Annotated in this window: 29 protein-coding genes; 23 read left to right on the forward strand and 6 right to left on the reverse strand. The window is 33.2% G+C overall.

Annotated features, from left to right (window positions below):
- Nucleotides 1-199 precede the first annotated feature (199 nt).
- Complete coding sequence (locus MKY06_RS28765) at nucleotides 200-415, reverse strand: hypothetical protein (RefSeq protein ID WP_053488350.1); 216 nt, start codon at nucleotides 413-415, stop codon at nucleotides 200-202.
- Between the two features lie 91 nt (nucleotides 416-506).
- Between MKY06_RS28765 and MKY06_RS28770 the strand changes: the two genes are divergently transcribed.
- The 9 genes from MKY06_RS28770 (at nucleotide 507) to MKY06_RS28810 (ending at nucleotide 7,723) form a co-directional block, all read left to right on the forward strand.
- The gene (locus tag MKY06_RS28770; protein WP_053488349.1) at nucleotides 507-695 is read left to right on the forward strand and encodes a DUF4177 domain-containing protein; all 189 of its coding nucleotides are present in this window, start codon (nucleotides 507-509) and stop codon (nucleotides 693-695) included.
- A gap of 136 nt (nucleotides 696-831) precedes the next feature.
- The gene (locus MKY06_RS28775; protein ID WP_098278667.1) at nucleotides 832-1,212 is read left to right on the forward strand and encodes a DoxX family protein; all 381 of its coding nucleotides are present in this window, start codon (nucleotides 832-834) and stop codon (nucleotides 1,210-1,212) included.
- Between the two features lie 246 nt (nucleotides 1,213-1,458).
- Nucleotides 1,459-1,965, forward strand: coding sequence for an RNA polymerase sigma factor (locus MKY06_RS28780; RefSeq protein WP_098278668.1), 507 nt, complete (start codon nucleotides 1,459-1,461; stop codon nucleotides 1,963-1,965).
- On the forward strand, nucleotides 1,949-2,872 hold the full coding sequence (locus tag MKY06_RS28785) for an anti sigma factor C-terminal domain-containing protein (RefSeq protein ID WP_098278669.1): 924 nt from the start codon (nucleotides 1,949-1,951) through the stop codon (nucleotides 2,870-2,872). Before MKY06_RS28780 ends, MKY06_RS28785 begins: the two co-directional genes overlap by 17 nt.
- A 97-nt stretch (nucleotides 2,873-2,969) precedes the next feature.
- A complete protein-coding gene (locus MKY06_RS28790) occupies nucleotides 2,970-3,239 on the forward strand; it encodes a hypothetical protein (protein WP_098278670.1) in 270 nt (89 codons plus the stop codon).
- Nucleotides 3,240-3,301: 62 nt separating this feature from the next.
- Nucleotides 3,302-3,601: a hypothetical protein gene (locus tag MKY06_RS28795; protein ID WP_098278671.1), complete on the forward strand. Its 300-nt coding sequence runs from the start codon at nucleotides 3,302-3,304 to the stop codon at nucleotides 3,599-3,601.
- A 957-nt stretch (nucleotides 3,602-4,558) separates the two neighbouring features.
- Nucleotides 4,559-4,756: an IDEAL domain-containing protein gene (locus MKY06_RS28800; RefSeq protein WP_029325294.1), complete on the forward strand. Its 198-nt coding sequence runs from the start codon at nucleotides 4,559-4,561 to the stop codon at nucleotides 4,754-4,756.
- Between the two features lie 644 nt (nucleotides 4,757-5,400).
- Nucleotides 5,401-6,528: a spore germination protein gene (locus MKY06_RS28805; RefSeq protein ID WP_029325295.1), complete on the forward strand. Its 1,128-nt coding sequence runs from the start codon at nucleotides 5,401-5,403 to the stop codon at nucleotides 6,526-6,528.
- Nucleotides 6,512-7,723: a Ger(x)C family spore germination protein gene (locus MKY06_RS28810; RefSeq protein WP_098602905.1), complete on the forward strand. Its 1,212-nt coding sequence runs from the start codon at nucleotides 6,512-6,514 to the stop codon at nucleotides 7,721-7,723. The genes MKY06_RS28805 and MKY06_RS28810 overlap by 17 nt, the downstream gene beginning before the upstream one ends.
- Nucleotides 7,724-7,818: 95 nt before the next feature.
- On the opposite strand, the gene MKY06_RS28815 is transcribed toward MKY06_RS28810, so the two are convergent.
- The 4 genes from MKY06_RS28815 to MKY06_RS28830 form a co-directional block, all read right to left on the reverse strand.
- Nucleotides 7,819-8,091 (reverse strand): HU family DNA-binding protein, encoded by a 273-nt coding sequence (locus tag MKY06_RS28815; RefSeq protein ID WP_029325297.1) that lies wholly within the window; start codon nucleotides 8,089-8,091, stop codon nucleotides 7,819-7,821.
- A 144-nt stretch (nucleotides 8,092-8,235) separates the two neighbouring features.
- Nucleotides 8,236-9,582, reverse strand: coding sequence for a branched-chain amino acid transport system II carrier protein (brnQ, locus tag MKY06_RS28820; RefSeq protein WP_098278674.1), 1,347 nt, complete (start codon nucleotides 9,580-9,582; stop codon nucleotides 8,236-8,238).
- A 284-nt stretch (nucleotides 9,583-9,866) separates the two neighbouring features.
- The gene (locus MKY06_RS28825) at nucleotides 9,867-10,094 is read right to left on the reverse strand and encodes a hypothetical protein (protein ID WP_194758253.1); all 228 of its coding nucleotides are present in this window, start codon (nucleotides 10,092-10,094) and stop codon (nucleotides 9,867-9,869) included.
- A gap of 49 nt (nucleotides 10,095-10,143) precedes the next feature.
- Nucleotides 10,144-11,778 carry an APC family permease gene (locus tag MKY06_RS28830; protein ID WP_098278686.1) on the reverse strand — a complete coding sequence of 545 codons (1,635 nt, stop codon included), beginning with the start codon at nucleotides 11,776-11,778 and terminating at the stop codon, nucleotides 10,144-10,146.
- A gap of 638 nt (nucleotides 11,779-12,416) precedes the next feature.
- On the opposite strand from MKY06_RS28830, the gene MKY06_RS28835 reads away from it, so the two are divergent.
- The 3 genes from MKY06_RS28835 to MKY06_RS28845 all read left to right on the forward strand — a co-directional run bounded on the left by MKY06_RS28835 (nucleotide 12,417) and on the right by MKY06_RS28845 (nucleotide 13,644).
- The gene (locus MKY06_RS28835; RefSeq protein ID WP_035439552.1) at nucleotides 12,417-12,701 is read left to right on the forward strand and encodes an AbrB/MazE/SpoVT family DNA-binding domain-containing protein; all 285 of its coding nucleotides are present in this window, start codon (nucleotides 12,417-12,419) and stop codon (nucleotides 12,699-12,701) included.
- A 114-nt stretch (nucleotides 12,702-12,815) separates the two neighbouring features.
- Nucleotides 12,816-13,115: a hypothetical protein gene (locus tag MKY06_RS28840; RefSeq protein ID WP_340962108.1), complete on the forward strand. Its 300-nt coding sequence runs from the start codon at nucleotides 12,816-12,818 to the stop codon at nucleotides 13,113-13,115.
- 118 nt (nucleotides 13,116-13,233) lie between these two features.
- Nucleotides 13,234-13,644: a PCYCGC motif-containing (lipo)protein gene (locus tag MKY06_RS28845; RefSeq protein ID WP_146274553.1), complete on the forward strand. Its 411-nt coding sequence runs from the start codon at nucleotides 13,234-13,236 to the stop codon at nucleotides 13,642-13,644.
- Between the two features lie 132 nt (nucleotides 13,645-13,776).
- Here the strand turns inward: MKY06_RS28845 and MKY06_RS28850 are convergent, their stop codons facing one another.
- Entirely contained in the window at nucleotides 13,777-14,958 is a 1,182-nt protein-coding gene (locus MKY06_RS28850) for a YhgE/Pip domain-containing protein (RefSeq protein WP_340962112.1), read from the reverse strand.
- Nucleotides 14,959-15,147: 189 nt separating this feature from the next.
- Between MKY06_RS28850 and MKY06_RS28855 the strand changes: the two genes are divergently transcribed.
- From MKY06_RS28855 to MKY06_RS28905, 11 genes are all read left to right on the forward strand, one after another.
- A complete protein-coding gene (locus MKY06_RS28855) occupies nucleotides 15,148-15,756 on the forward strand; it encodes a TetR/AcrR family transcriptional regulator (RefSeq protein ID WP_338789697.1) in 609 nt (202 codons plus the stop codon).
- A 786-nt stretch (nucleotides 15,757-16,542) separates the two neighbouring features.
- Nucleotides 16,543-16,875 (forward strand): carboxymuconolactone decarboxylase family protein, encoded by a 333-nt coding sequence (locus MKY06_RS28860; RefSeq protein WP_043980830.1) that lies wholly within the window; start codon nucleotides 16,543-16,545, stop codon nucleotides 16,873-16,875.
- A gap of 48 nt (nucleotides 16,876-16,923) precedes the next feature.
- Complete coding sequence (locus MKY06_RS28865) at nucleotides 16,924-18,693, forward strand: fatty acyl-AMP ligase (protein WP_340962113.1); 1,770 nt, start codon at nucleotides 16,924-16,926, stop codon at nucleotides 18,691-18,693.
- Between the two features lie 81 nt (nucleotides 18,694-18,774).
- A complete protein-coding gene (locus tag MKY06_RS28870) occupies nucleotides 18,775-19,812 on the forward strand; it encodes a flavin-containing monooxygenase (protein WP_098322428.1) in 1,038 nt (345 codons plus the stop codon).
- 33 nt (nucleotides 19,813-19,845) lie between these two features.
- Nucleotides 19,846-20,112, forward strand: coding sequence for a phosphopantetheine-binding protein (locus tag MKY06_RS28875; RefSeq protein WP_053488334.1), 267 nt, complete (start codon nucleotides 19,846-19,848; stop codon nucleotides 20,110-20,112).
- On the forward strand, nucleotides 20,109-21,278 hold the full coding sequence (locus MKY06_RS28880) for a LuxE/PaaK family acyltransferase (protein ID WP_098278680.1): 1,170 nt from the start codon (nucleotides 20,109-20,111) through the stop codon (nucleotides 21,276-21,278). Before MKY06_RS28875 ends, MKY06_RS28880 begins: the two co-directional genes overlap by 4 nt.
- A gap of 1 nt (nucleotide 21,279) precedes the next feature.
- Nucleotides 21,280-21,684, forward strand: a complete 405-nt coding sequence (locus MKY06_RS28885) for an iron-sulfur cluster assembly scaffold protein (protein WP_098278681.1) — start codon at nucleotides 21,280-21,282, stop codon at nucleotides 21,682-21,684.
- A gap of 2 nt (nucleotides 21,685-21,686) precedes the next feature.
- A complete protein-coding gene (locus MKY06_RS28890; protein ID WP_098278682.1) occupies nucleotides 21,687-22,856 on the forward strand; it encodes a cysteine desulfurase family protein in 1,170 nt (389 codons plus the stop codon).
- Between the two features lie 44 nt (nucleotides 22,857-22,900).
- Nucleotides 22,901-23,371: a DinB family protein gene (locus tag MKY06_RS28895; protein ID WP_098278683.1), complete on the forward strand. Its 471-nt coding sequence runs from the start codon at nucleotides 22,901-22,903 to the stop codon at nucleotides 23,369-23,371.
- A 155-nt stretch (nucleotides 23,372-23,526) separates the two neighbouring features.
- A complete protein-coding gene (locus MKY06_RS28900; protein WP_098278684.1) occupies nucleotides 23,527-23,856 on the forward strand; it encodes a nucleoside triphosphate pyrophosphohydrolase in 330 nt (109 codons plus the stop codon).
- 468 nt (nucleotides 23,857-24,324) lie between these two features.
- On the forward strand, nucleotides 24,325-25,158 hold the full coding sequence (locus MKY06_RS28905; protein ID WP_098400030.1) for a hypothetical protein: 834 nt from the start codon (nucleotides 24,325-24,327) through the stop codon (nucleotides 25,156-25,158).
- Nucleotides 25,159-25,204: the final 46 nt, after the last annotated feature.

Here is a 25,204-nt window from a genome sequence, read left to right on the forward strand (position 1 = left end):
GTACATAGCACAAGGAGTAACATAATGAATAGACGAACTAAGAATAAACGATCATTTGGATGTCTTGTAAGTTTCATAGTTTTATATATTATAGTGGGTTTAATATACATTACAATCACCAACTTATAACAAAGGGTTTGTCGAAACCTTTTGTCTTCTAACAGTCTCTTGTATTGAAATTTTTTCCTCATACTTATTATCAAAAGGTCCCCTTCCCCTCCCTTAATAGCTTATTTTTCTTCTTCAACTTAGATATTTCACCTTTTAAGTACGATATTTCTTTATTCGAATCTCCTAATGGTTTCTTTACGGATATATTTAATGACTCGAACAACGGCTTTAACTTTGGAACACTAACTGTTTGTTGATGGTCAAATACTTTTTGAAACTCAGCCTGTGCTTCCCTGTACTTCACGGTTATCCTCCAATTAAAAGGAGTCAAATTCATCATCCTTTGAAACTTTTTCCAATTTTAACCGTAGTTATTAGAAAAGGGGGTCTAGAATATGAAAGAATATCGTTTTGAAAAAATTGAACTAAAATCCTTCTCGCGTGATCCTAAAGAGGATTATCACGAGATTATTCATGAGGCTGCAAAGGATGGATGGGAATTAGTTCAAATATTCGCTCCTGGCACTGCTTCGTATGGTACTGCCGCATATTTTGAAATCATTTTTTCTAGAGAAATGGATTAAATTGATGGGAAGGGACTAATTGAATCTGTCCCTTCCTTCCTTATTTAAATAAAAAACGTCTGCAACATACATACAAATCATCTAGCATATATTTTCAAAGAAACTTTAACAAAGAATATTATAGGAGGTGTTTGTTATGAAGTGGTTTACAAGAATTATCCAGGGACTATTAGTTATTGACTTTTTATTATCTGGAATTATGAAATTAACAGGTAATAATACGGTGGTACAGGAATTTACAAAGGTCTACAATTTTTCGCTAGGATTTATGTATACTATTGGTATTCTTGAAGTCTTGGGTGCACTTGGACTATTTATTGGTTATTGGAAGCCAAAACTTGCAGTAGCTGCTTCTGGAGGATTAGGGCTAATCATGATAGGTGCGATATTCACTCTTTTTAATGCGGGACAAGGATTAATGGCTCTAATCCCTTTAGTAGTTCTTATTTTAAGCATTATTGTATTTATAAGAAATCAAGCAATTTTAAAACAGAAATCAATAACTAAAGAAGGATAAGTGATTATACAAATAGATATTTAAACATTCTTGGTTTTCAAACTCACATATATCAAAAGCCCTTAGAATCATTAATTCTAAGGGCTTTTGGTTCTTATAATAAGTTTTATGTTAACTGGATTGATTTTTTTTGAGAAAGTAATTGCTTAAAAAGCAACTACTTTTTTCTTTTTTATAGAAAAATATGAAATCATTGTATACTTTTTCGTTGTTAATACGTTATAAGACAGGAAGGAGGAAAAACACTTGAAAAATCGGTTATCAAACGATCAATTAAAGAATGTCATGAATCAACTTTATTTATACTTAATCAAACAAGGTGCAAATCAAGAAACAGCTAAAGATATTGTCCAAGAAGCTGTTTGTAAACTACTTCTTCATCTTGAATCGATTGATACCGATAAATATAAATCATGGCTTTTTAAAGTAGCTATAAACTTATATTACGATTACTGTCGAAAGAACAAAAAATCTCAGTACGTGATAGTAGAAGATTACCTTATTACCAATGAACGATTAATTGAAGAGATGATGATTGTACAAGAAAATCAGCTTCTAGTAAGAAGCATACTCCAAAAGGTGTCTCCCACCTTTAAGCAACTACTTCTTTTAAAGTACGAGCTAGAGTGGTCTTATAAACAAATTGCGGAATATGTAGATATGAAACCTGAAGTTGTGAAAACGTATTTAGCTCGTGCTAGAAAAACATTTAAAGAGATGTATAGGAGAGAATGTAATGAAGAAAACGAATGATGAGTTAGATTCTATTTTTGATGAAAAGTCTTTACATAGAACGCTTAAAAAAGCAAAGTATAGAGCAATTTTACGAACAGTTTTTATCTCCGCACTCGTAGTTAGCTTTGTTATTGTTTTATTTGTCAAAGGAAATAATTATTTTATTGCCTCAAAAGGAGACAAGATTGCTGATCGGATAATTACTGAAAATCAGGTGATGATGTCACCAAACACATACACTAACACTGATACCATTTCAATTGGAGTTTTAAAGGGGACTATTAAAAGTGAAGTATTTAAAGTAATTGAAGACAAAGTGATACCTTGGGGTGCAGAAGATATAACGTATGATTTACTTGGCAACTTGAATGCATCATTTTCCACGAGTAGTACAATTGTCAATGACACGACAGTTTATCATATTCCTAATGGGCAACGTGAGATGCTATTTTACGTACCAAAATACAAATATAAGATGTATGCTAATGACTTTGGAATGATTAAAGATTATCCAAATGACAAATACATGGAGATGGCCATATCTTTTAATAAAAATTACACATTAAAAGAAGTACAAAAGATGCTGCCTACATCTGCTCACCAAACGTGGTATTGGGTAGATAATTATGCAAAATCTACTGGTTACAGAGGTGAGCCAGAAAATGGCCGATGGTTATTAGGTATTTCTAAACCATCCCCACAACTAGGAGCAAAACTAACGACCACTAAAGTTAAAACAGAAGCAGACTTTTTGAATGAGCTCAAAAAAACAGATCCAGGAGAAGCGAAAAACCTAAAAAATAGACAGGAAAATGGATTGATTATAGGCGTAGTTGTTACAGGAACAAAAGAAGAACTACTTTCCTTGCGAAATAAGCCATATGTTAAAGCAGCTAGTGTAGGAGCAGTAGTAGATAAATATTGAATTTTAGGGACTAGAAACGGAGAAAATTCGTTTTATGTTAACTGACAGATAAATAAATGGTATCATTAACCATATATTTAGTTTTTGGGGGACCAAATTGAAAACACGTTTTAGTCAATATTCACTGTGGTTATCGTTGCTTGGAATTGTTATTGGGGTAGGACAATATTTCACACCAATATATAGCTCAAATATTCTTTATATAGGAATTGTCATTTACCTTATGGGCTTTTTATGTGGAGTAATAGCTTTTGGAAAACATGAAAAAGGTTTAATGAAATATTTTAGTTTGACCTCTTTTGTTGTAATTCCACTACTTATTATGTTAGGTATGCTATTTTTTGCAATGAATTTTGGTGAAACTTAAAAGAAGCGAGTGCAGCATGCTTGCTTCTTTTTTTTCTATAAAATTTATTAGGAGGAAACTAGATGGAGAAATTCTTTAAAAATGCTTTAAAGGTGTCAATAGCCTCTTTAGTTACTTCAATAATCTTGTATGTAGCTATAATTGGTTTGTTTCTTTTATCAGTTGTTACAACAAGCGTTTTTGGTACCTTAATTAAGGTTACTGTCCCTATTTTAACTATAGTTACAATCCTCGGGTTTATTTATTCTTTCTTTATCAAAGGTAAACAGAAAATCCCTTTCTTAACATTACATTTTGTTTCCTTATGTGCTCTTTCGTTTGGTATCTATCTTGCTGTTAGTTTTCAAGGGTTTGCACCTTGAGAAATATCTACATAAAAAAAGAACCCTTTGCTCATATAAGCAAAGGATTTTCAAATTTATTGGAATAGGGGGAATACGTTATTAGTTTGGCCAGATTTGTAGATTCATATACATATGCCTTTAAAAATAAATATTGTAATTATTTTTTGGTACAAATAACCTTGTCTATGTTTCTTAATTAGGTAAGTAAATAGTAAAGTATTTATTATATCGTTTAGGTTTCACTATTTACTCTTTATGACGACAAATATAATGTTTTTCTATTTATACATATAAGAGATAAAGTTCTATTGTAAATGATAAAAAATGAAAGACACAATATTATTTTAGATAAATATAATTTAATGTTATCAATAAGAGTAATAGTTAACGTATTTTAATAAAAGTAGATTTAACTATTACACACATTGTAGAAAAACTCCATATTTGTCGTCATTTTGAGTAAATAATAAAACTATTATTTTTATAAGTTAGTTTATACATTTACTTCTTTGTATAAAATACAATGATTATGTATTTAAAGTTGAAAATATTTCACTAAAAATATATAAACATTAAGTGTTTTTGAATTTTATGTTGAAGTTAGAAGGAATAAATCGATTTTCTAAAAGGAAAGTAGAAGATAGATTGGTATATGATAAAAGGCAAAAGTCTCTATTTTCCGTAAATAAGTGTAATTAATAAAACATTAATCTTTAAAAGCTAATTTTTATCCTTTCTCTAATAAATAAAATTAATTGTTAATCACCATTATTTCTCATTAATCAATTAGTTATTAATTATGTGGTCATATCTTTTTTTTTCTAATTGAAGAAATATGAAAAATATCTAAAAGGAATATAGGAACGTAATCATGCATATTACTCTATATCTCACTTCATCTATCAACCTTGCATAAAAAAACGGCAAAAGGGAATACTGTTTGCAAAAGAGAAAAGATAAAGGGGTTGACGTTTTATGGAAAATAATGTACTTAACGGAATGGAGCGAGTTGATCCAAATTTACGTGATGAAATGTTGGCTGAATTGTTTTTGGACGAAATGATGAATGACTTCAAAAGAAGTAAAATCCTCGAGGAAATTGATCATTCCTTAAAGAATAAAGATAAAGAAGCTTTTTTACATTTAACAGAGAAATTAAAATCTGTATCTTAATAAAAACAATATAATATAGAAGAAACTCGTCAAAAGAAGCCTTTGCTCAACATGAGCAAAGGCTTCTTTTCATAAATTTCTCCTATATTCAAATCAGATTAACTTCCCTTTGCATAAGAAATAAAGAGAAGAATAATACTACCTGGTAAATAAAAGAATTTCCCATGGAGTAAATAACGATATTTTAAGGGTGTTTGTGTCTAGACCCTCCTTAATATAAAGATAAATAGGGTGATTAGTATGTGGAAATCAATGGTTTCCTATCTTCCAGAGTGGCAAGTTTTTGTGCAAGCGTTAATGGCATTTTTCATCCCATATATAATCTCCAGATTGTTTAATTGGACTCGTACTTCAGAGGAAGAGTGATGAAAATGAAAACAAACAAGAATCTGTATCTAAAAATTTAGCTAATCCATTTACACGTGATTTCAATTCAAATGTAAAGGAAGTTAGAAAAGAAATTGGTCATAACTCTGACGTTCATTTTAGGGAGTTTATTATAGGACGTACCGGCATTCGAGCATCATTGTCTTAGTTGAAGGACTATCAGATAAAGATCTTATTGATAAACATATTTTGTCATCATTGATGACTGATTCTTCAGCAGAATCCCAATTGAAACAGCCTTACGAAAAGGGTAGCTTATGATGAAAGGAAGTGAACTGTGGGTAATGATCAATTCAAACGATCGTATTACGACACCTCAAGCAACTGTGGTTGTTATCAATTTTATACTTGGAACAGGAATTCTTACCTTGCCCCGAACAGTTGCGGAACAAGTAAAAACACCAGATGTTTGGTTAAGTGTTATTTTAGGCGGAATAATTGCCATGATAGCAGGAGTAATTATGGTGAAATTAAGTCAACACTTCCCTGAAAAAACCTTTTATCAATACAGCCAAGAAATTGTAGGGAAATGGATGGGCAAGTTATTTAGTTTCTTCATAATAGGTTATTTTTTAGTACTTGGTGGGTTTCATGCTCGTTCATTGGCAGAAGTAACAGGATATCTATTGCTGGAAGGAACCCCTAAATGGGCTATTATTATGCCCTTTATGTGGGCAAGTCTCTACCTAATCAGAGGAGGGATAAATCCAATTGCTCGTCTATTTGAGATTATATTACCTATTACGGTTATTCTTTTTTTACTTGTTGCCTTTATGAGTATCAAAATATTTGAAGTAGACAATCTGCGCCCAGTATTAGGTTCAGGTGTCACACCGGTGCTAAAAGGCATAAAAACAACTGCTCTTGCATTCACGGGTCCTGAAATCATGTTAATCATTTTAGCGTTTATGAAAGAACCACACAAAGCAGGAAAAGCTGTACTAGTTGGAATTACTATTCCTTTATTTATTTATGTGATTACTGTTGTAATGGTGATCGGAGCGTTCTCAGTGGATGGAGTGGTTACGAGAACGTGGCCTACGCTTGATTTAATAAGAAGTTATGAATTAACTGGGTTAATATTTGAACGCTTTGATTCCTTGTTGCTGGTGGTATGGATTATGCAAATGTTTACTTCTTTTACTGTTAACCATTACGCTGCTTCATTAGGACTATCTCAACTTTTCCAAAAGAACATTCATCCATTTATGTATGGCGTGCTTCCCGTTATTTATCTTATTTCCATGATCCCCAAAAACATCAATGATGTATTTAAAGTAGGGGATATGGTTGGCAACGCTGCCTTGGTTTTATTTGGCTTTTTGCCGTTGCTTCTTCTCATCATTTCAAAAGTAAAGGGGAGAAAGTATGAAACAAACCTCTAATCACGTACAGTTCTTATTGGTTTTACTTTCAGTTTTTTTGCTCGCTCCTCTGGCGGGCTGCTGGAGTAGTCATGAAATTGAAGAAAGAAGTTTAGGGGTAGGTGTGGCGCTTGATAAGGGGAAGGAGTCCATGATTGAAAAAGAATTTGATGAACAAGGAGGGGGATATGCGAGAAAGAACCTAATTACGTCAACCTATCAACTTATCACCCCACAAGTGGCAAGTTCAACCACTAAACAAGGAGGTCCTCAACAGAAATCTTATGTGAATGTGTCTGAAACAGGAGATTCTGCTTTTCAAATGCTTCGTGAATTATCTTTAAGAAGTGATACTCCTTTAACTAGTCCCCATATGAAAGTGATGGTTATCGGTGAGGCCCTTGCACGATCGTATAGTTTGGAACAATTAGTGGATCAAAGTCTTCGTGACAATGATTTTAGACCAAGTTGTCTGATGTTTATTAGTAAAGGGATAGCAAGCGACACACTCGAATCAAAAACAGCAGGAATGATCCCAGCATTTCGTTTGTCTGCAATGGTGGAAAATGCCTATCGAACAACGAGAATTTTACCTCCTATGTCGCTTATTAAACTAGAGAGCCAGATCCAATCACGGTCTAGTTTTCTGTTGCAAAATGTAGTATCAGCAAATGGAGAAATCAAATTTGCGGGTGCAGGTATAATTAAAGGAAAAACAAACAAAATGATTGGTTTTTTGAATGAGGAAGAACTGGATGGTCTGACTTGGATCACAGGAAAAGGGAAAGGCGGGCTAGTGAAAAGCTTTGATAAAAATACCGGTCAGCTGATCGTATATGAAATAGAGTCTATGAAAAGTCACATTCAACCCCATGTGAAAGGAAATAATATCTCTTTTGATGTACACATTGAATCAGTGGGAAGGCTATCTGAAAGTTGGATGACCTCAGGGGGCACTTTTAACAATCAATTTTTGCAGAACGCACAAAAAACTTCAGAAAAAAAAGTAAAGCATCTGGTAAGAAACGTACTAGAAAAAATGCAAAAAGAATATCAAGTCGATGTTGCGGGTTTCGGAAATCGATTGAGAATTAGGCATCCTAGAGTATGGATGAGGGTTAAAGAGAATTGGGATCAAACATTTAGTGGAGTTCCGATTAACTACGATGTGAAATTAATGATTAAAGATTATGGAGCGTCAGGATCAACGAAGTAAGCTTTCAAGTTTAACTTTGCTTATTTTAATGTCAAAAATGAAAGAAAGCTCCAAGGAATAACCTTGAGGCTTTCTGAAAAGTATTCATCCTATACTTATTTAAGAGCTTCTTTTAATTCTTTTCCGGGTTTGAACGCAGGAACTTTTGAAGCTGGAATCGTCATTTCTTCACCAGTTTGGGGATTACGCCCGGTACGAGCTGCACGTTCACGTACTTCAAATGTGCCGAATCCAATCAATTGAATTTTTTCTTCATTAGCAAGTGTATTAGAAATCTTTTCAAACAATGCATCTACAGCTTTTTTAGTATCTTGTTTCGTTAGTTCTGATTTTGTTGCAACTGCATCGATTAATTCAGCTTTTTTCATATGTAAATACCTCATTTCTTACTGCATATATAGTATGTATATGTAGAACATATCACAGTCTTTATAAAATGTTCAAACATAAGCACTCATTTGATGATTTTCTCCTATTTTCAAATGGATATAACCTTTACATCAGAATATTTATTATTTATTCAGTCTAGATGACCTGTAATTAAGAAGGATTTTTACTTGTACTATGCTAAAACCTATTAATCCCCCAATAATAGCTGGAATAATCCACCCTAGTCCTAATTTGTACATAGGGAGAACTCTAATAAAGAAACTATTAATAGATGAAATGTGAATACCACCCGTATTTAATCCATCAAATAGACTAATAATAAATGTCAAAAGTAAGCTCCCTTGATAAACTTCAGTTTTTCCTTTAAATAAAGGATGAAAAAAAGTTAAGAATATCAATACAATAGCTAATGGATAAATAGCTGTCAATAGAGGTATAGAAATAGCAATTAACTGCGTTAACCCAATGTTAGCAACGATTGCACTAAAACCACATAGACTAATAGCAAGTATTTTATAAGGTACCTTTGGAAATAGTTTATGAAAGAATGAAGAACAAGAAGCAACAAGTCCTACACTAGTTGTTAAACAAGCTACAGTAATCATTAATCCTAATAATATTCCACCGTAAGCTCCAAAATAATAATTCGAGACTTTTACCAAAACAGTACCTCCGTTATCTAAGTGTCCAAGTTTTTCTACACTTGAAGCACCCATGTAAGAAAGAGCCGTATAAATGGTTATTAGGATAATCGCAGCAATTCCTGTTGCTTTTGCACAAATAGTCATAATGTGTTTTTTTGTTTTTGCGCCTTTTTCTTTAATAGCATTAATAATAATAATTCCAAAAACAAAAGCTGCAAGAGCATCCATTGTTAAATAACCTTCCTGAAATCCCTTGAAAAATGAGTGAATTTTATAGTTCTTCGTAGGTGCCTGGAAATCCCCAATCGGATGAATAAAAGCCATCACTACAAGAATTCCAATAAATGTTAACTTAATAGGCGTTAGGAATTTTCCGATAATATTGATAGTTTTAACAGGATTTAGTGAGAAAAAGCATGTGATGCTAAAAAAGATGATGGTGAAAATAAATAAAGGTATGTGGTCTAGATCTTCCGCCAAAAAAGGTTTGACGCCTATCTCAAAAGAAACGGTTCCTGCTCTTGGTATGGAAAATAAAGGACCAATCGCTAAATAAAGTACGGTTGTAAACACAAGAGCAAACACAGGGTGTACGCGACTCGCTAGTGACTGTACATCATCTTTCCCCGAAAAACCAAATGCTAACACACCAAGTAACGGTAAACCAACTCCGGTTACTAAAAATCCGGCATTAGCTGACCAAATATTTATTCCTGCTGATTGACCAAGCATTGGTGGGAAAATTAAATTTCCTGCCCCGAAGAATAGAGCAAATAACATTAAACCAATAACTACTATAAATGAAAATGGCACTTTATCCGACATATAAAACCTCCATAAAATAACAACTTTCACTATTGTTATATAAATGAAACAAGAAACCGAAAGAATGTACAGTGTTTTTCAGAAAACTTTTCGGCCTTTTCATGTTTTGACTTCTCGTGGCATTACGATAGATAGGAATTCGACTCTTCCTATAGCCCTCGAACATATGAGAAAAGAGAAAAAAGATGCCCTAGGCATCTAATAAGACAAGTAAAATATCTCAATAACATCGTCAAAAGAAGCTTTTGCTGTTGTAAGCAAATTCCCTTTTGGAAGAGTTTCTTCTATTCTAAATTATGTTCATGAGATGGGATGGACTTAAATCTTAAAATTTTTACATTTTGAATGAACACTCTTTCTTTTGTAGATATATCCAATTTAGCTAACCTTACAATTTTATCTGGATCATTAATGGATTGCATGACTATGGAATTATTAATTATTTTATTATTTTTTAATATAGAATAGTCTACCGTAAAGGTTTTTAACCTTCCTACCTTATTTTTCAACATAACAACTATCTCCACATACTTATAAAATACTTGTATTAGAAACCAATTTTTATACAGCTTTTTCTTTATCTAATTGAGATTTTATTGTTCTCTCCCTTAATCTCATTTCTTCATTTACTTTGGTGGCTTCCTTGAGGTATTCTGTTTTAAATCCACTCTTTACAGCCCAAACATAAAAAGCAAGAGACAAACATGTAATGATAAGCATGTCCCAACCGTATCGAATAACATTTATTCCACCAAACTTTTCACTTCCTAAATATGAAATAACCATCATACATAATAAGTAAGTAACCATCCAAAGTCCAGCTAGGAAGTTCTTCTGGAACCCCTTCCATTTCAACTTTGCTTGATAATAAAAGTAAATAGGAAGACCCATCATAATAATGAATAACACCTGTCCTGTAAGTGGCCACCTCGCCCAGTACAGAGTTAATGACGCAAATATAAAACCTAATGGCGCAATAATACTTAATCCCTTTAGATGTAATGGTCTGTACAACTCTTTCCCCGTTCTTCTTAACGTCATGGCTGTAACAGGCCCGGTAATATAAGAGATTAATGTCGCAACTGAAATAATTTCAGCTAATACACCCCAACCTCTGAATAGAAATAAGAAAATGAATGATACGGCTAAATTGAAAAACATTGCTTGACGTGGCACACCATAAATAGGGTGCAATTTCCCTAAAACACCAGGTAAATATTTATTCTTTTCCATACCGTATATCATACGAGATGTGGTAGCAGTATAGGTTATTCCCGTTCCAGAAGGAGAAACAAATGCATCAGCGTACAATACAATAACAAGCCAGTTAATACTTAAAGCAATAGCCAAATCAGCAAATGGAGAGTTGAAATTAAGGTGACTCCATCCATGAACAACCATAGAAGGGTCAACTGCTCCAATAAACGCAACCTGTAATAAGATATAAATAACGGTAGCAATTAGAATCGACCCTACTACAGCTAATGGAATAGAACGCCCAGGATTCTTTGCTTCTCCAGCCATATTAATAGGGCTTTGAAAACCATTAAATGCAAATACAATACCGGACGTTGCTACCGCCGTTAGTACGCTTGCCCAACCATTTGGCGCGATGCCTTCTCCAGACGTAAAATTTCCACTATGAAAACCGGCAAATAAAAGTGATCCAATTGTTAAGCCAGGAATCACTATCTTAAAGATTGTGATGAGTGAATTTGCTTTGGAAAAGAGACTTACTGTCCAATAATTTAGTAAGAAATAAATAAGTAATAAAACAGAAGCAATGCCTAATCCAGGTAAAGTAAGCGTGCCATTTTTCACTAAACTACTTGTCCACTTTGCCCATTCCCAGGGCCAAGAACTCATGTATTGTACAGAGGCAACAGCTTCAACTGGGATAACAGATACAATAGCAATCCAGTTTGCCCAAGCAGCAATAAATCCAAGAAACGATCCGTGAGAATATTGTGTATATTTAACCATACCTCCTGCTTCCGGAAACATAGATCCAAGCTCGCTGTAAGAAAGTCCGATAAATAAAATAACAATCATACCGATAATCCAGGAAATAATAGCAGCAGGTCCAGCAATTTGAGCTGCTCTCCATGCCCCGAATAACCAACCTGAACCAATGATTGAACCTAGTCCAACCATTGTTAAAGAAAAAGTTCCCATCCTACGCTGTAAATGATTCATTTTTTTAACCTCTCTCATATAAGTTGTAGTAATTATAGAAAGACTATTACATCCTCCTCCCTTTCTTTGTAAGGGAAGGATTATAGTAGATATCGTAGTCTGCTTAGCTTCAAAAGGAGTTGATACATCAGCGTAACTTGAAGAGATAGTGACACTCCTTTAAGTCATTAATAAGGATACAATGAGAGCAATTTTTTTCTGTAGTTAGTTTATAAATATCTTCAATCCCTTGAAGTAGAATTAAGAAAAGATAAACTATTATTAAACGCTTTCATTTCTCCCCAGCGAAATCGTATCTTTAATTTATAATAGGAACTATATAATCATACAGAAAACGACAAAAATTATAAATTTTCTAAATTATTTTTTGTGAATGATTCGATAAGTAAGAAGTGCGTATCCTCCATTATTTATATATAGAAACATTTAATGTTATCATATATGGATTTAAATACTTTTTTACATATAAATAATTTAATGGATATTATTGGCTGATTTTATGTAGATTTTTGTTTAATTCTGTAGTTTGTATCATAAAATGAGGCTTAATAAATCTTTGTTATTAGTTTAAATTCATATATTACTTTTATTAAAAGAAAATAAACAAGAAAAAGATAATTTAAATTAGGAGTGAGAAAATGAAAAAAATAGGGCTGATTAAAGGTCTGGGTAAATTTGGACGTGTCACATTCCCTAGTGAACTACGACGAACCTTAGGGATAAAAGGCAGTGAGAGTTATGTGGAGATGTCTATAGAAAATGAAGCAATAATTATCGAAAAATGTGGTGAAAGTAAACCCTGTGCTATCACTGGTAAGGTAAGTGATAAAAATAAAGTGTATATAGGTAATATCGTGCTAAGCTCAGAAGGAGAAAAGATTTTATTACAACAATTAATTGATATAGAAAAAACGATTGAGTGACCATTCTTTCATAATGTCATTACTGATATTACATTTGGTATAACCGATATACACCAATTAATTTCTGTGTTCGTAGCCACCATTTTACACCAGGTTCCAGAGTGCAGGGCAATCATGACTGTTCTTTCTGTAGCAAAAGTACCTCAATTATCCTTTTTACTAATTGTAGCCTTCTTATCTTTATCCTTAGGTGGGAGTTTATTAATTGGAGAAAGCGTACAAGCCTCCTCACTTAAATTACAAGCTTTATCGACTGGGGGACCAATCGGTACATTGTCCTTGGTTATCTTTCATAAAGTAATAGGCCAGGCTGTAACTCATTTTAGACTTCTACATGTATGGATGCTTATAGGTTTAAGAGTATTAATTATTTACGTTTATCAGTATTCACTTTCACTATTTCATGGTCATTAAAGGGATTTTATTATTAGTTGTTTTAAAAACGACAAGAATGATGGATATACCTTGTAGGTCAAACTTTTCCTTACTATTATAGGATTAGTTGCATAAAAAGTCTTTAGTCGTATTAATCATGCTAATAGTAAGCATAGTTTCTACAGCCTGTTCAAGTTCAAATACAAGCGAAGAAACAGCTAGTAATGAGGTTTTACCTGAATTTTTGAAGGATAAACCAGAAGAGGTGCAAACCATTTACGCGAATGCTGCCCAAAATAAAGAGCTACTAGAGAATATTCCATACTACTGTGGCTGTGGTGAATCGACAGGGGATAAAAATAACTATGATTGCTTTATCCATGAGAATAAAAGAGATGGAAAGGTAGTATGGGATGACCATGGAACAAAATGTGGTGTTTGTCTCGAAATAGCAGCTCAATCCGTTCCTGATTTGGAATCTGGCAAATCAATTAAACAAATTCGTCAATCAATTGATGAAAAATATAAAAGTGGTTATGCAAAACCAACACCAACTCCTGAAGTTTAAGGTCAAGTATAGGCTTTTAGCTTACATGTAATTAAAAAGATATCAAAAGATTGCTTAAAACAAATAGGACCTTGAGAAGAGTAAGTTATATATCTTGCTCTTCTCAAGGTCTTTTTTATTAATACATAAAAATTACTTTTCTACAGCTACCATTGTTTTTTCTTTACTTGTTGTTTTGAGTATAGAGAGCGATATGATTATAAATGAAGCCACACCTATCATTCCTAGAACAAATAAATAGCTTTCAATATCATGCCCTCCAAAGTAGAAGATATTACGTAGACCTTCTACACTATATTTAAAAGGAACCCATGAATAAAACCAATCTTGAGTTACTGTAGGTAGAAACTCTGGAGGTAAATTTAATACCGGAATTGAGAAGAGAAAAAGTAAGATGAATAATGGAACTCCTACTAATCCTAACCAATTTAAAATAGCGTTTTGAAGTAAATAAAACATAAATGCAGTAAAGAGTAAAAATAAGAATGTTGTCTGGAAGTCAGATATATTAACGTTTAATACATTATCGGTAAATAAAAGGACTGTAGAAGCAATGGCGGTTGCAAATAGTAGTCCTGCAACTAATTGAGCTAAAACAGATCGGATACTTATACGGCCATTTGTAACCTTCTTCATAATAACAAAATGAATAACAGAACTAATAATGACTGCGATCCATATTATTTGTGTAAATAATACAGGGGCATTTCCATTGGCTGTATGATCTCCAACTTCGTTAACTGTTTCATTCTTCACAAGTAAAGGGCTGCTCAAAAGTTTCGCTTGCGAAGGAGTAATAGTAGCTTTATTAGTCTCTAACTGGGTAAAAACAGTATCCTGAATTTGACCATTTATTTTAGAAAGCAATTGATCGATAACCTGCTTTGTTGTATTAGCAGCCGTGTAATGCATTCCTTGATTAATAATTACCTCTACTTCTGGCTTTTGAGGTGAAGGAGATTGAAGTGACAAAATTTGTTGAGACATATTCTCTGGAATCACAATCGTTGCATAGTATTTCTTTTCATTCATTGCACTGATAGCATCTTCTCTTGTGTCAATCACTGACCATTTAAAGGGAATATCTTTATTATCTAGTAACGCTTCTTTATATTGCTCTCCAGCATTTAGTTTTGTGTTATTAGGCAGTTTAGCAGCTTTATCATTTACCACCAATGCAACAGGCAAGTCCTTCGGAGTGGGATTAACAATTGATCCTATGAAAGCAATACTAAAAATCATAACGACAATGATAATTCCTAGTAAGCTCCCCCAAAATCTTTTTTGTGAAAAAAAACTCTTAAATACGCACACGTAATCTCCCTCCTGAACATCTTGTTTTCATTGACAGGGCGTTGCATAAGAAACGCCTTGTTATATACAATGTAATTATATTCCTTATTCTCACATACTCAATAATCAATATTGCGCTATTTGTTATATATACAACACATGAGTCCTGAGTGTTAATTAAAAATGAAATCATAGACAGGTGATGAGAAAATGTTTAAAAAAACAGATTTGCGTGTTATTCGAACACGAAAAATGATTAAAGAATCGTTTATTGATTTAATTCAAGAGAAAGGCTATGAATCTATTACCATTAGGGATATTGCAGACAATGCATTAATTAACAGGGCTACCTTTTATCTTCACTATGTAGATAAGCAAGATTTGGTGGATAAACTAATTGACGAAGTTTTTGAGGAACTAACAGATATTATTAACCCTTGTATATACATTCAAAAGAAAAGGGTGAAAATATCACAGTTTCAATCAATGATTGAAGCTATATTCACAAATATTTTCCACCATGCTACTTTTTATCAAATTATGTTAAGTGAAAAAGGGGTACATGGATTTAATCGCAAAATGCAAGGGGTTATTCTAGAGAAATTCAGAAAAGAATTCGCCACAATAAATTTACAAGAACAAAAATTTTCAACTCCTCCAGAATTATTAATACATTTCATTTCTTCAGCATTGATTGGTACTGTAGAATGGTGGGTTAATAATGATTTAGTCTACTCTCCTAAACATATGGCAGTGCAGTTAGTTAGCTTAATTACAATTGGTCCATTACAGTCTTCAGGTTTTGAAATTGAAGCATAAGATAAAATTTAACTTGTAAAGAGTTCCAAACTTACTTCAATAAGCAATTTTAAAAACAGCAGCATCACCTAGGCTTTTATAAAAAATGGGATTATATCTAGGATAACTTCCAGAAGAGATCTTGAATGCAGATAGATATAATCCCTCACACTATCATTCTCATCTTTTACCTTCATTTCCAAATGTAAACTTCATTTTTTTTTAAAATTTTTTTGTGACATTCTTTTTTGGTAAAAATGGTAGCGTTGTCATATGTTTTAACATTCAAAAAAGCGTTTGAGTGTTATAGAGACATATTATACATAGTGAATATCTCACTTTTAAATAAAGATTCATCTGCTCTAAAAAAACATCTAAACTTTCTTATATCTTATACTCCACTTATTTTTTTTAAAACTTCTCAAAAATACCTCCTGAAATGAGTCTTGCTTTGATTTTATTAATATAATTTTAAGCATACTAATGTACTTATCCTAGTGAATAAATAGCCTTTATTTTACCTCCTAAAAGTCTTGTGAAATAGTTATTAAATTATTCTTAAATTTCAAATAAAGTGATTGACAACCCAAAATATTGTTTGTAGAATCCATTTGTAGCTGCTTTTTTTACAAATAGAGGTAATTATAGGTTAATTTTCTTCTGTTTCAGAGTAGTTAAATTTCACCATTATGAAAAAGGGGTGGGAAAATCGTCCGATGATTAAATAAGTTTTTATTATTTTAAAGTAGTTTGTTTTATTCTTTATGATAGTTACTTATATTTAAACAATGAGGGGAGAAATAAAAGATGTCAGACGATACTTTATATAAAAAATCATATTTAAATAGATTAGGTGAATTAAAGGAAAGGTCGCCAAAGGTTGCAGCAAAATTTATGCAGTTTGAACATGAAGTCTTTAATACGGGTACGATTCCTCCTAAAACAAAAGAGTTGATTGCTATTGCCGTGGCTCATACAACAGGATGTCCATATTGCATTGAAGCTCATGTAGCTAAGTATAAAAAACTAGGTGGAACTATGGATGAGATTTTAGAAGCAGTGACTGTAGCAGCTGCACTTAAAGCTGGTGCTGCAATTAGTCATAGTGTAAATGCCATCAATGCCTTTGAAAGAGAGTAGAACTTTTGATTTTGTGATTTTAGAACACTAAAAAGAGGTGTAGACCGCATGGAAAAGTTGATAGACAATCCTACTATTCCAAATAGTAATTATTCTTCAATGATAGACTTGTTATCACATAAAGCGATGATACATCCTGAAAAAGTAGTCTACACATTTTTATCTAATGATAACCAAGATGAAACTAATATTACCTATCAAGAACTTCATATGTATGCTCAGCAAATCGCTGCTTACCTACAACATTTAGGTTTAGAAGGACAACGAGCTCTTTTAATGTATCCATCGGGGATAGACTATGTTAAAGCCTTTCTAGGATGTATCTATGCGAATGTAACACCCGTACCTGTGTACCTTCCCGGGTTAAGTAGAAATATGGAACGTTTAAAAGCAATTATGGATGATTCAGCTACTAATATCATCTTGACAACTACTCAACTGCATTCAAAAATAAGTTTTCATTTCTCAGATGAACTTTCAAATATGAATCTAAAGTGGATTCCGATTGACGATATATCTCATGATTATCGGGATCAGTGGTCGCAACCAAAGGTAGATAAAGAATCTTTAGCTTTTTTACAATATACTTCAGGATCTACATCTTCTCCTAAAGGAGTGATGGTCACTCATGGTAATATCTTGCACAATGAAGCCATGATTAAAGCAGCTTGTCAGCATAACGAGGATACAGTCATGCTCGGATGGCTACCAATGTATCATGATATGGGGTTAATAGGTAACATTCTACAACCACTATATCTTGGGGCTAAATGTGTATTTATGTCGCCAATGGATTTTTTACAAAAACCTTTTCGATGGCTAAGTGCTATTTCAAAGTACAAAGCAACTATTAGTGGTGGACCCAATTTTGCTTATGACTTATGTCTAAAAAAGATTACAGATGAACAAAAGATGCAGCTTGATTTGAGTAGTTGGGAAGTTGCTTTTAATGGGGCTGAACCCGTGCGTTATGAAACTATTCAAAAGTTTGCCCGGGCTTTTAAAGATTGTGATTTTAAACTAAATCAATTTTTTCCATGCTACGGTATGGCCGAGGCAACTTTATTTATAACAGGTAATGAAAAATTAACAAAGCCTGTCTCCAAAGGCTTTTGCAAAGAAAGTCTTCTAGAAAATAAAGCTATAGAGCGACCTACAAATTCTGAAGATTCAGTTAAATTAGTTGGTTGCGGTATGACTTGGCTTGATCAGAAAGTAGAAATTGTTAATACTGATTCCTTATCCAAGTGTGCATTAAATGAAATAGGTGAAATTTGGGTTAAAGGAGACAGTATAGCAAAAGGATATTTTGGACGGGAACAAGAAACAAATTATGCGTTTAATAATACAGTGAAAGACACAAACGAAAATGGTTTTTTTAGAACTGGGGATTTAGGGTTCTTTCATGAAGGCCAGCTTTTTGTAACAGGTAGACTAAAAGATGTCATTGTATTGAGAGGGAAAAACCATTACCCACAAGATATTGAATTAACTGTGGAAAAAGCAGATGAAGCTATTATTTCAGGAGCCAGCGCTGCGTTCTCTGTTGATATTAATGGGGAAGAAAAGTTGATTATAGTTGCTGAAATTGAACGTAAATATAGGCCTAGACCACACAAAGAAAGAGAATTAAAAGGTTATTTAGACAATGTTTTAAGGAGCATCCGTCAACAAGTAATGGAGGAACATGAAGTTCAGCCATATTCTATTTATCTTTTAAAGACTAGCAGTATACCAAAAACATCTAGTGGAAAAATCCAAAGGCGTGCTTGTAAAAACGCGTATTTAAATAATGGTTTAGAGGTTTGGCATAATTAAATTCGTTCTTTTCCCTCTTTTCCTAATAAATTCATCCTACTATGCATAATGTACTTACTATTGTTGAAGGAGGGATGTTAAATGGGAGATTTATATAACACAATTGTAATTGGTGCTGGGCAAGCAGGACTAGCTATTGGTTATTATTTAAAACAAAAATCTCTTTCATTTTTAATTATAGATTCTAATAGTAGAGTTGGGGACTCTTGGCGTCATCGTTACGATTCTTTAACCTTGTTTACACCTAGATCTCATAGTGCACTGCCGGGTATGAACGTAGAAGGATCGCCACATGGTTACCCTAACAAAGATGAGATTGCCGATTATTTAGAGAATTATAGTCATCATTATAATCTTCCAGTTCAACTGAATACAGCAGTTACTAATTTATTTAAAGAGAATGAACAGTTCCACCTCGTTACTAATAAGGGGAATTACGTAGCGAAAAATATAGTAGTTGCGACTGGTCCCTTTCAAAAACCCTTTGTACCAGATATTGAGAAAGATGTCTCAAAAGACATTTTTCAGATTCATGCAGCTCATTACAGAAATTCGTCTCAATTAAAAGAAGGAACGACTTTAATTGTAGGTGCTGGTAATTCAGGTGTGCAGATTGCAACGGAGTTAGCTGAAAGCAGAGAAGTTTATCTATCTGTAGGTAAACGAATGAAATTCCTACCCTATACATTACTGAACAGGAGTATTTTTTGGTGGTTTCAAGTGCTTGGAGTATCAAAAGCAACTATCCATTCAAAATTGGGGCAGTTTATGAAAAAACATGATCCAATTATAGGGAAAGAGTTAAAACCACTGCTAAGTAGAGGAGCTGTTAAAAAGGTTTCAAAAGTTTCAAAGGCAGACGGTGAGAGTTTAATTTTTCAAAATGGCGAGAAGGTCCAACCAGAGAATATCATCTGGGCCACTGGTTACCACAATGATTACGAATGGATTGAAGTCCCTAATATAATTGATAAAAACAATAATGTGATTCATGATCGAGGCATAACAAAAGAAAAGGGTCTTTACTTTCTAGGGTTATCATGGCAATACCGACGAGGTTCCGCCTTATTATTAGGGGTTGGAGAAGACGCCAAGTTCTTGGCAAATCATATAACTTAATTAATATGAAAAGTTTTAGTGGGGGTCCTAACTATGGAAAACGATAAGATTTTTATGATGATAAGAGAGTCTATTTTAGTTTTTTCACCTTTAAAAGAAACGGATATTAAAATGGATAGCAATTTGTCTGGAGATTTATCGCTAGATTCAACTGATCGTTTAGAACTTGTTTTAGATTTAGAACAAAAGTTAGATATTAGCATTCCAACTGAGGACTATGGCTGGTGTAAAACAATTGAGGACGTTGTAGTGTTAGTAAAACAAATACAAGCTCTAAACACTAAGGAGGCTATTAAATGAACTTATCTACTCAGTTAAAAGAACTAGGACTATCTCCATTAAATACTTTAGTGGGCAGTGCTCATAATCTTTATAAAATGCCTTTTGATACAGTAAATGAATATAAAGGCAGTATTATAGCAGATAACTTTCACTATCATTATGAAAACAACGAATTTTATCGTGATTTATGTAAGAAGAAAGATGTTCGTCCTGAGGACGTAAAGGGTTTTGATGATCTAACAAAAATCCCTTTAATACCAGTTCAAACATTTAAACAATGTGATTCCCATCTCCTTATGACATCAAAATTAAATGAGGTCGAATTTGAAATGAGAAGCACTGGAACAAGTGGTATTCCTAGTGTATCTCGTCGTGATCGTTTAACGATGGACAGCGCATTTGATAGTGTTGTAACAACGTATAGAGAGTTTTTTAAGCTTTCTAGAGGAATGGGATTATTCCTTTTTCCACCTACAGAAGAAATGCCTGAAATGGGAATGGTAAAAGCACTGAACGTTTTTGCTGGTTTATTAGATGGTAGTGTTAATTTAGTAAAGAAAATAACATTCAACCCCGAAAAAGCTGTAGAAGTCTTACAAAGTTGGGATGGAAAGCATACTAGACATATAGTAGGTCCCCCATTTTTAGTATATAGATTAATTAAATATTGTATGGATCGCAATATTAAACTTAATTTAGAAAAGAATAGCTTTATTATTACGCTTGGAGGATGGAAAAGGTTCACTGGTGAAGAAATTCCACGAGCAGAATTTAATGAGCTTTGCCATGAATATTTAGGTGTTCAATCATACAATGTAAGGGATATGTATGGATTGGTGGAAGCTAATATGCTTGCAGTAGAATGCCATAAACAAGAAAAACATATTCCACCATGGGTCCACGTTTCTATGCGTAACCCACACAATGTCTTAGAAGAAGTTGAATATGGAGAAAGAGGCGTTATTGCTATTTATGATCCAACTTCTATTTCTTATCCAGGCTTCGTTCTGACAGAAGATGTTGGCTATTTAAGAAAAGATACATCTTGCGAATGTGGTCGTAATGGACAGACACTAGTATATATTTCAAGGATGCCAGGCGTAGAAGTAGGTTGTTGTGCAATTAACCTTGAAAAGTTTATTGAAGAAAAAGAAAAAGGCATGGCTATCAAAGGAGGAATTTAAAATGTTCAATGATATAATCTGTGATCATTTTATGAATCCTAGGAATATTGGTGAACTTACAGATGCGGACTATGTGATCGAAATCAGTAATCCTATTTGTGGTGATACAGTACACATGTATTTAAAGTTAAACCAAGAGGTTATCTCCGATGTGGCTTATAGAGCTTATGGATGCTCTACATCTATTGCTACAGCAAGTATTGTTTCAGAAAAAATAGTTGGTATGTCTAAAACTGAAATTTCGTCTATTACACGAAGTAACGTTGTTGAATGGTTAGGTGAGTTAGAACCTTCACAGCTTCACTGTGTGGATATTGCTTTAAATATTCTAAATCAGTGTGCAAATCCAACAAAAAAGAAATTTGAACAGAAAGAGTTTCTGATAGAAGGGGAAGGTGCATTTTAACAATGCATACACCTATTTATTTTGACTATAATGCCACTACTCCTATTGATCCAAGAGTATTAGAAGGTATGTTACCGTATCTTCATAATCATTTCGGAAATCCGTCGAGCACTTATTCTATAGGATATCGTACTAAAGAGGCCATTGAAATAGCACGTAAAGATATAGCTAATCTTATCGGTGTTGAGGATGGTAATGTATTTTTTACAAGTGGTGGATCTGAGGCGAATTCCACTATATTAAAAGGCATTGCAGCAAAAAGTTCAAAGAAGAAGCATATTATTACAAGTTCAATTGAACATCCAGCTATCTTAAAAACGTGTGATTACTTAAGAAAGCATCATGGATTTCAAATTACCACAATACCTGTCAATTCGGCTGGTATTGTGGATGTTAATGATATCGAAAGAGCTATGACTAGCCAAACAGTTCTTGTTACAGTCATGATGGTAAATAATGAAATTGGATCTATACAGCCTATAAAAGAAATAGGTAATCTGTGTAAAAAGCACAATATTCATTTCCATTGCGACGCAGTACAGGCAGTTGGGAAAATACCTGTTAATTTAAAGGAACTTCCAATTGACAGTTTATCTATGTCAGCGCATAAGATTTATGGACCTAAGGGAGTAGGCTGTTTATATTTACGTGAAGGTGTGAATATTCCTCCTCTTATCCTTGGAGGGTCTCAAGAATTTGGTATGCGCTCTGGAACAGAAAATGTAGCAGGTATTGTCGGTTTTGGGATTGCTGCAAAAATAGTTCAAGAAGATCTATACTTCAATCTTACAAAGATAGAGTACCTACGTAACTTATTCTTAACTAATCTCCATACAGAAATTGAGGATTGTTTAATAAACGGAGACATACATGCGAATGTTCCTTCCACAATAAATATTCAATTTTCTGGTATTAGAGGAGAATCCTTAGCCAGTATGTTAAATGAATTAGGATTTTGCGTATCTATTGCTTCCGCATGTAGTTCTACGTCATCAAAACTATCTCATGTATTAAAAGCAATTGGGAGGACAGATGACGAAATTAGAAGCTCAATTCGTATAAGTATAGGAGCACTAACCACTGAAGATGAAGTAAATCAGCTAGTTAGACATTTAAAGCATTCTGTTGTGAGATTACGTTCTTTCTCACCTAAATATCAAATACCTGTATAGGAATATTAGAGTGAAAAATAATGATTGAAAGGTAGTGAGACTATATGAATGAATTAGTATTTAAGCAGTTTAAAGTGGCAAAGGATTACTTTATAAGAAATGTAGAATCTATTTCTAAAGAAGTAGCGAGTGTTCAGCCAGATGGTTTTAACAATACAATTCATTGGCATGTTGGTCATGTATTAACATTCACTGAGCAATTAATGTTTGGCTTTCCAGAAAAAACGACTTACCTTCCAGCAAACTATATCGAATTGTTTGGTAATGGTACAAAACCAGATGATTGGAAGGATAAGGTGCCTAGCTTAGACGAATTGATTATTCAGCTCAAGGATCAGTCCATTCGTCTTCAGCAAATTCCAAATGAACAATTAAAGGCAACACTTCAAAAACCATTTATGGGATTTGAAACTTTTGAAGAATTAGCAGGTTTGGCCGTATTACATGAATCCAATCATTTAGGCCACATTCAAGCAATGAAACGTGTTGTTGAATATGAAAATGTAAAAAACTAATCAATGTAGATACAGCTGAAAAATACCTTCTAACAGTTTATATTAATAAGTTCTAAACAAAAACAAGCATTTGTTTTCAAAGGCTTGTTTTTTTGTTTAGATAGTTCTGCTGCGTCTATATAGTAAACATTCTAATTATAAAGGAGATAAGATAAATGACCATTTACAATAAACTAATTAGAGACCGCATACCCGAAATTATCCAAGAATCCGAAGGCGAGTGTGTGGTTGAAGTTTTAACAGAACAGGATTATTTAAAAGAACTTCAAAGGAAAAGTCAGGAAGAATTAAATGAGGATTTAGCAGCTTCTAACTCAAATGAGGCTATAGAAGAACTTGCAGATTTATTAGAAGTAATCTATGGATTAACAAAGTGTCATGGATTTTCCATCGAAGATTTAGAGAGAGTTAGACAACATAAAGCTGATAAAAGAGGAGTCTTTGATAAAAAATTATTTCTAGTGGAAGTTCGTAAGAAGGAGTAAATTTAATTTCGTTAACGTTGTGAAACAGTATCAAATATACTGTCGGTAGAAGTATAGTTTATAGTCATTTTACACACCTTTCTAGTTATGTAATTGTATCTAATTCACTAATATTATCCAAATAAACCTATTTAATTGATTATATTTCCATATTTAACAGTCAGCATTTATTTGATAAAATAATTTTTGACGAACCCTATAAGCATTATCTGATATTTATACTTTGGGATTTTTTATGAAAGCTCACTTAAAAGGCATGCGTATTAATACGCATGCCTTTTAAGATTTCTTATTTTTATTAAACACAATTTATTATAAGTAAGTTTACGTAATTACTTATCGGTTGTTACTTAATTCTGTGTTTGAGTATAGAGGCTATACTTGTATGGATAGGTCTGCATAGTTTCTCCACATCTATTTGGTATAAATAGTGGACAGCAGTACTTAATACAATGAAAGGGTGTAGATATGAAAAAGTTACTATTTATCGTGGTATCTCTCTTAACTATGATTGCTTTGGTAGCATGTAATAAGGATTCTGAACATAAGCAGATGAAACACGACATGGCAAACATGGACCATAACGATTCTTCAAAAGAAAAACAACAAGTTGCAGTACAAACCGATTGGAAGTTTGAACATTATCCTCAGGCTAATACAACCAACCAGTTAACAATCACAATCAAAGATAATAAAGGGAAGCCTATTTCTGAATTTGAGGTAAATCACGAAAAGAAAATGCATCTGATTGTTGCAAGCAAAGACTTGTCAAAATATCAACACATCCATCCTACTTATAAGGGAAAAGGTGTGTTCACAGTACCTGTTACGTTTACTCAGGGAGGATCATTTCAGTTAATTGCTGACTTTGTACCGAAAGGACAATCGGATACAGTTCAAATGCATACGGTTTCTGTTAAAGGAAATACACCAGCTCCTGTTAGCCTTACACCTGATAAGACATTGGTAAAAACTGCGAATGGGAATCAAGTGTCTCTTAAAATAGATAGCCAGCTAAAAGCGAATCAGGAAACTATGCTAAATTTTCATTTTGAAGACGCTAAAACTAAACAGCCTATTCAGGATTTACAACCATACCTTGGAGCTGTAGGACACGTTGTCATTCTAAATCAAGACGCAACAAAATATCTGCACGTACACCCAATGGATGAAAGGGTAAAAGGATCTAATGCTATGTTCCATACAACATTTCCTTCACCTGGCGTCTATAAAATTTGGGGAGAGTTTCAGCGCAGTAACAAAGTCTTTATAGTTCCATTCGTAGTGGAAGTTAGTAAATAACTAAAAAAGAATCTATCTCTGTGAGTTATTCGTCAATCATTCTTTC

The organism is Priestia sp. FSL P4-0332, assembly GCF_038005845.1.
Lineage (GTDB): Bacteria > Bacillota > Bacilli > Bacillales > Bacillaceae_H > Priestia.

Excerpts from the sequence above, each read along its gene's own strand:
- MKY06_RS28870 (WP_098322428.1), top strand. The coding sequence starts at position 18,775 with ATGGGAGATTTATATAACACAATTGTAATTGGTGCTGGGCAAGCAGGA.
- MKY06_RS28840 (WP_340962108.1), top strand. The coding sequence starts at position 12,816 with ATGACTGTTCTTTCTGTAGCAAAAGTACCTCAATTATCCTTTTTACTA.
- MKY06_RS28895 (WP_098278683.1), top strand. The coding sequence starts at position 22,901 with ATGAATGAATTAGTATTTAAGCAGTTTAAAGTGGCAAAGGATTACTTT.
- MKY06_RS28825 (WP_194758253.1), bottom strand. The coding sequence starts at position 10,094 with ATGTTGAAAAATAAGGTAGGAAGGTTAAAAACCTTTACGGTAGACTAT.
- brnQ (WP_098278674.1), bottom strand. The coding sequence starts at position 9,582 with ATGTCGGATAAAGTGCCATTTTCATTTATAGTAGTTATTGGTTTAATG.
- MKY06_RS28880 (WP_098278680.1), top strand. The coding sequence starts at position 20,109 with ATGAACTTATCTACTCAGTTAAAAGAACTAGGACTATCTCCATTAAAT.
- MKY06_RS28905 (WP_098400030.1), top strand. The coding sequence starts at position 24,325 with ATGAAAAAGTTACTATTTATCGTGGTATCTCTCTTAACTATGATTGCT.
- MKY06_RS28770 (WP_053488349.1), top strand. The coding sequence starts at position 507 with ATGAAAGAATATCGTTTTGAAAAAATTGAACTAAAATCCTTCTCGCGT.
- MKY06_RS28775 (WP_098278667.1), top strand. The coding sequence starts at position 832 with ATGAAGTGGTTTACAAGAATTATCCAGGGACTATTAGTTATTGACTTT.
- MKY06_RS28810 (WP_098602905.1), top strand. The coding sequence starts at position 6,512 with ATGAAACAAACCTCTAATCACGTACAGTTCTTATTGGTTTTACTTTCA.
- MKY06_RS28785 (WP_098278669.1), top strand. The coding sequence starts at position 1,949 with ATGAAGAAAACGAATGATGAGTTAGATTCTATTTTTGATGAAAAGTCT.
- MKY06_RS28835 (WP_035439552.1), top strand. The coding sequence starts at position 12,417 with ATGAAAAAAATAGGGCTGATTAAAGGTCTGGGTAAATTTGGACGTGTC.
- MKY06_RS28815 (WP_029325297.1), bottom strand. The coding sequence starts at position 8,091 with ATGAAAAAAGCTGAATTAATCGATGCAGTTGCAACAAAATCAGAACTA.
- MKY06_RS28805 (WP_029325295.1), top strand. The coding sequence starts at position 5,401 with ATGATGAAAGGAAGTGAACTGTGGGTAATGATCAATTCAAACGATCGT.
- MKY06_RS28795 (WP_098278671.1), top strand. The coding sequence starts at position 3,302 with ATGGAGAAATTCTTTAAAAATGCTTTAAAGGTGTCAATAGCCTCTTTA.
- MKY06_RS28900 (WP_098278684.1), top strand. The coding sequence starts at position 23,527 with ATGACCATTTACAATAAACTAATTAGAGACCGCATACCCGAAATTATC.
- MKY06_RS28845 (WP_146274553.1), top strand. The coding sequence starts at position 13,234 with ATGCTAATAGTAAGCATAGTTTCTACAGCCTGTTCAAGTTCAAATACA.
- MKY06_RS28800 (WP_029325294.1), top strand. The coding sequence starts at position 4,559 with ATGGAAAATAATGTACTTAACGGAATGGAGCGAGTTGATCCAAATTTA.
- MKY06_RS28890 (WP_098278682.1), top strand. The coding sequence starts at position 21,687 with ATGCATACACCTATTTATTTTGACTATAATGCCACTACTCCTATTGAT.
- MKY06_RS28855 (WP_338789697.1), top strand. The coding sequence starts at position 15,148 with ATGTTTAAAAAAACAGATTTGCGTGTTATTCGAACACGAAAAATGATT.
- MKY06_RS28830 (WP_098278686.1), bottom strand. The coding sequence starts at position 11,778 with ATGAATCATTTACAGCGTAGGATGGGAACTTTTTCTTTAACAATGGTT.
- MKY06_RS28860 (WP_043980830.1), top strand. The coding sequence starts at position 16,543 with ATGTCAGACGATACTTTATATAAAAAATCATATTTAAATAGATTAGGT.
- MKY06_RS28885 (WP_098278681.1), top strand. The coding sequence starts at position 21,280 with ATGTTCAATGATATAATCTGTGATCATTTTATGAATCCTAGGAATATT.
- MKY06_RS28865 (WP_340962113.1), top strand. The coding sequence starts at position 16,924 with ATGGAAAAGTTGATAGACAATCCTACTATTCCAAATAGTAATTATTCT.
- MKY06_RS28875 (WP_053488334.1), top strand. The coding sequence starts at position 19,846 with ATGGAAAACGATAAGATTTTTATGATGATAAGAGAGTCTATTTTAGTT.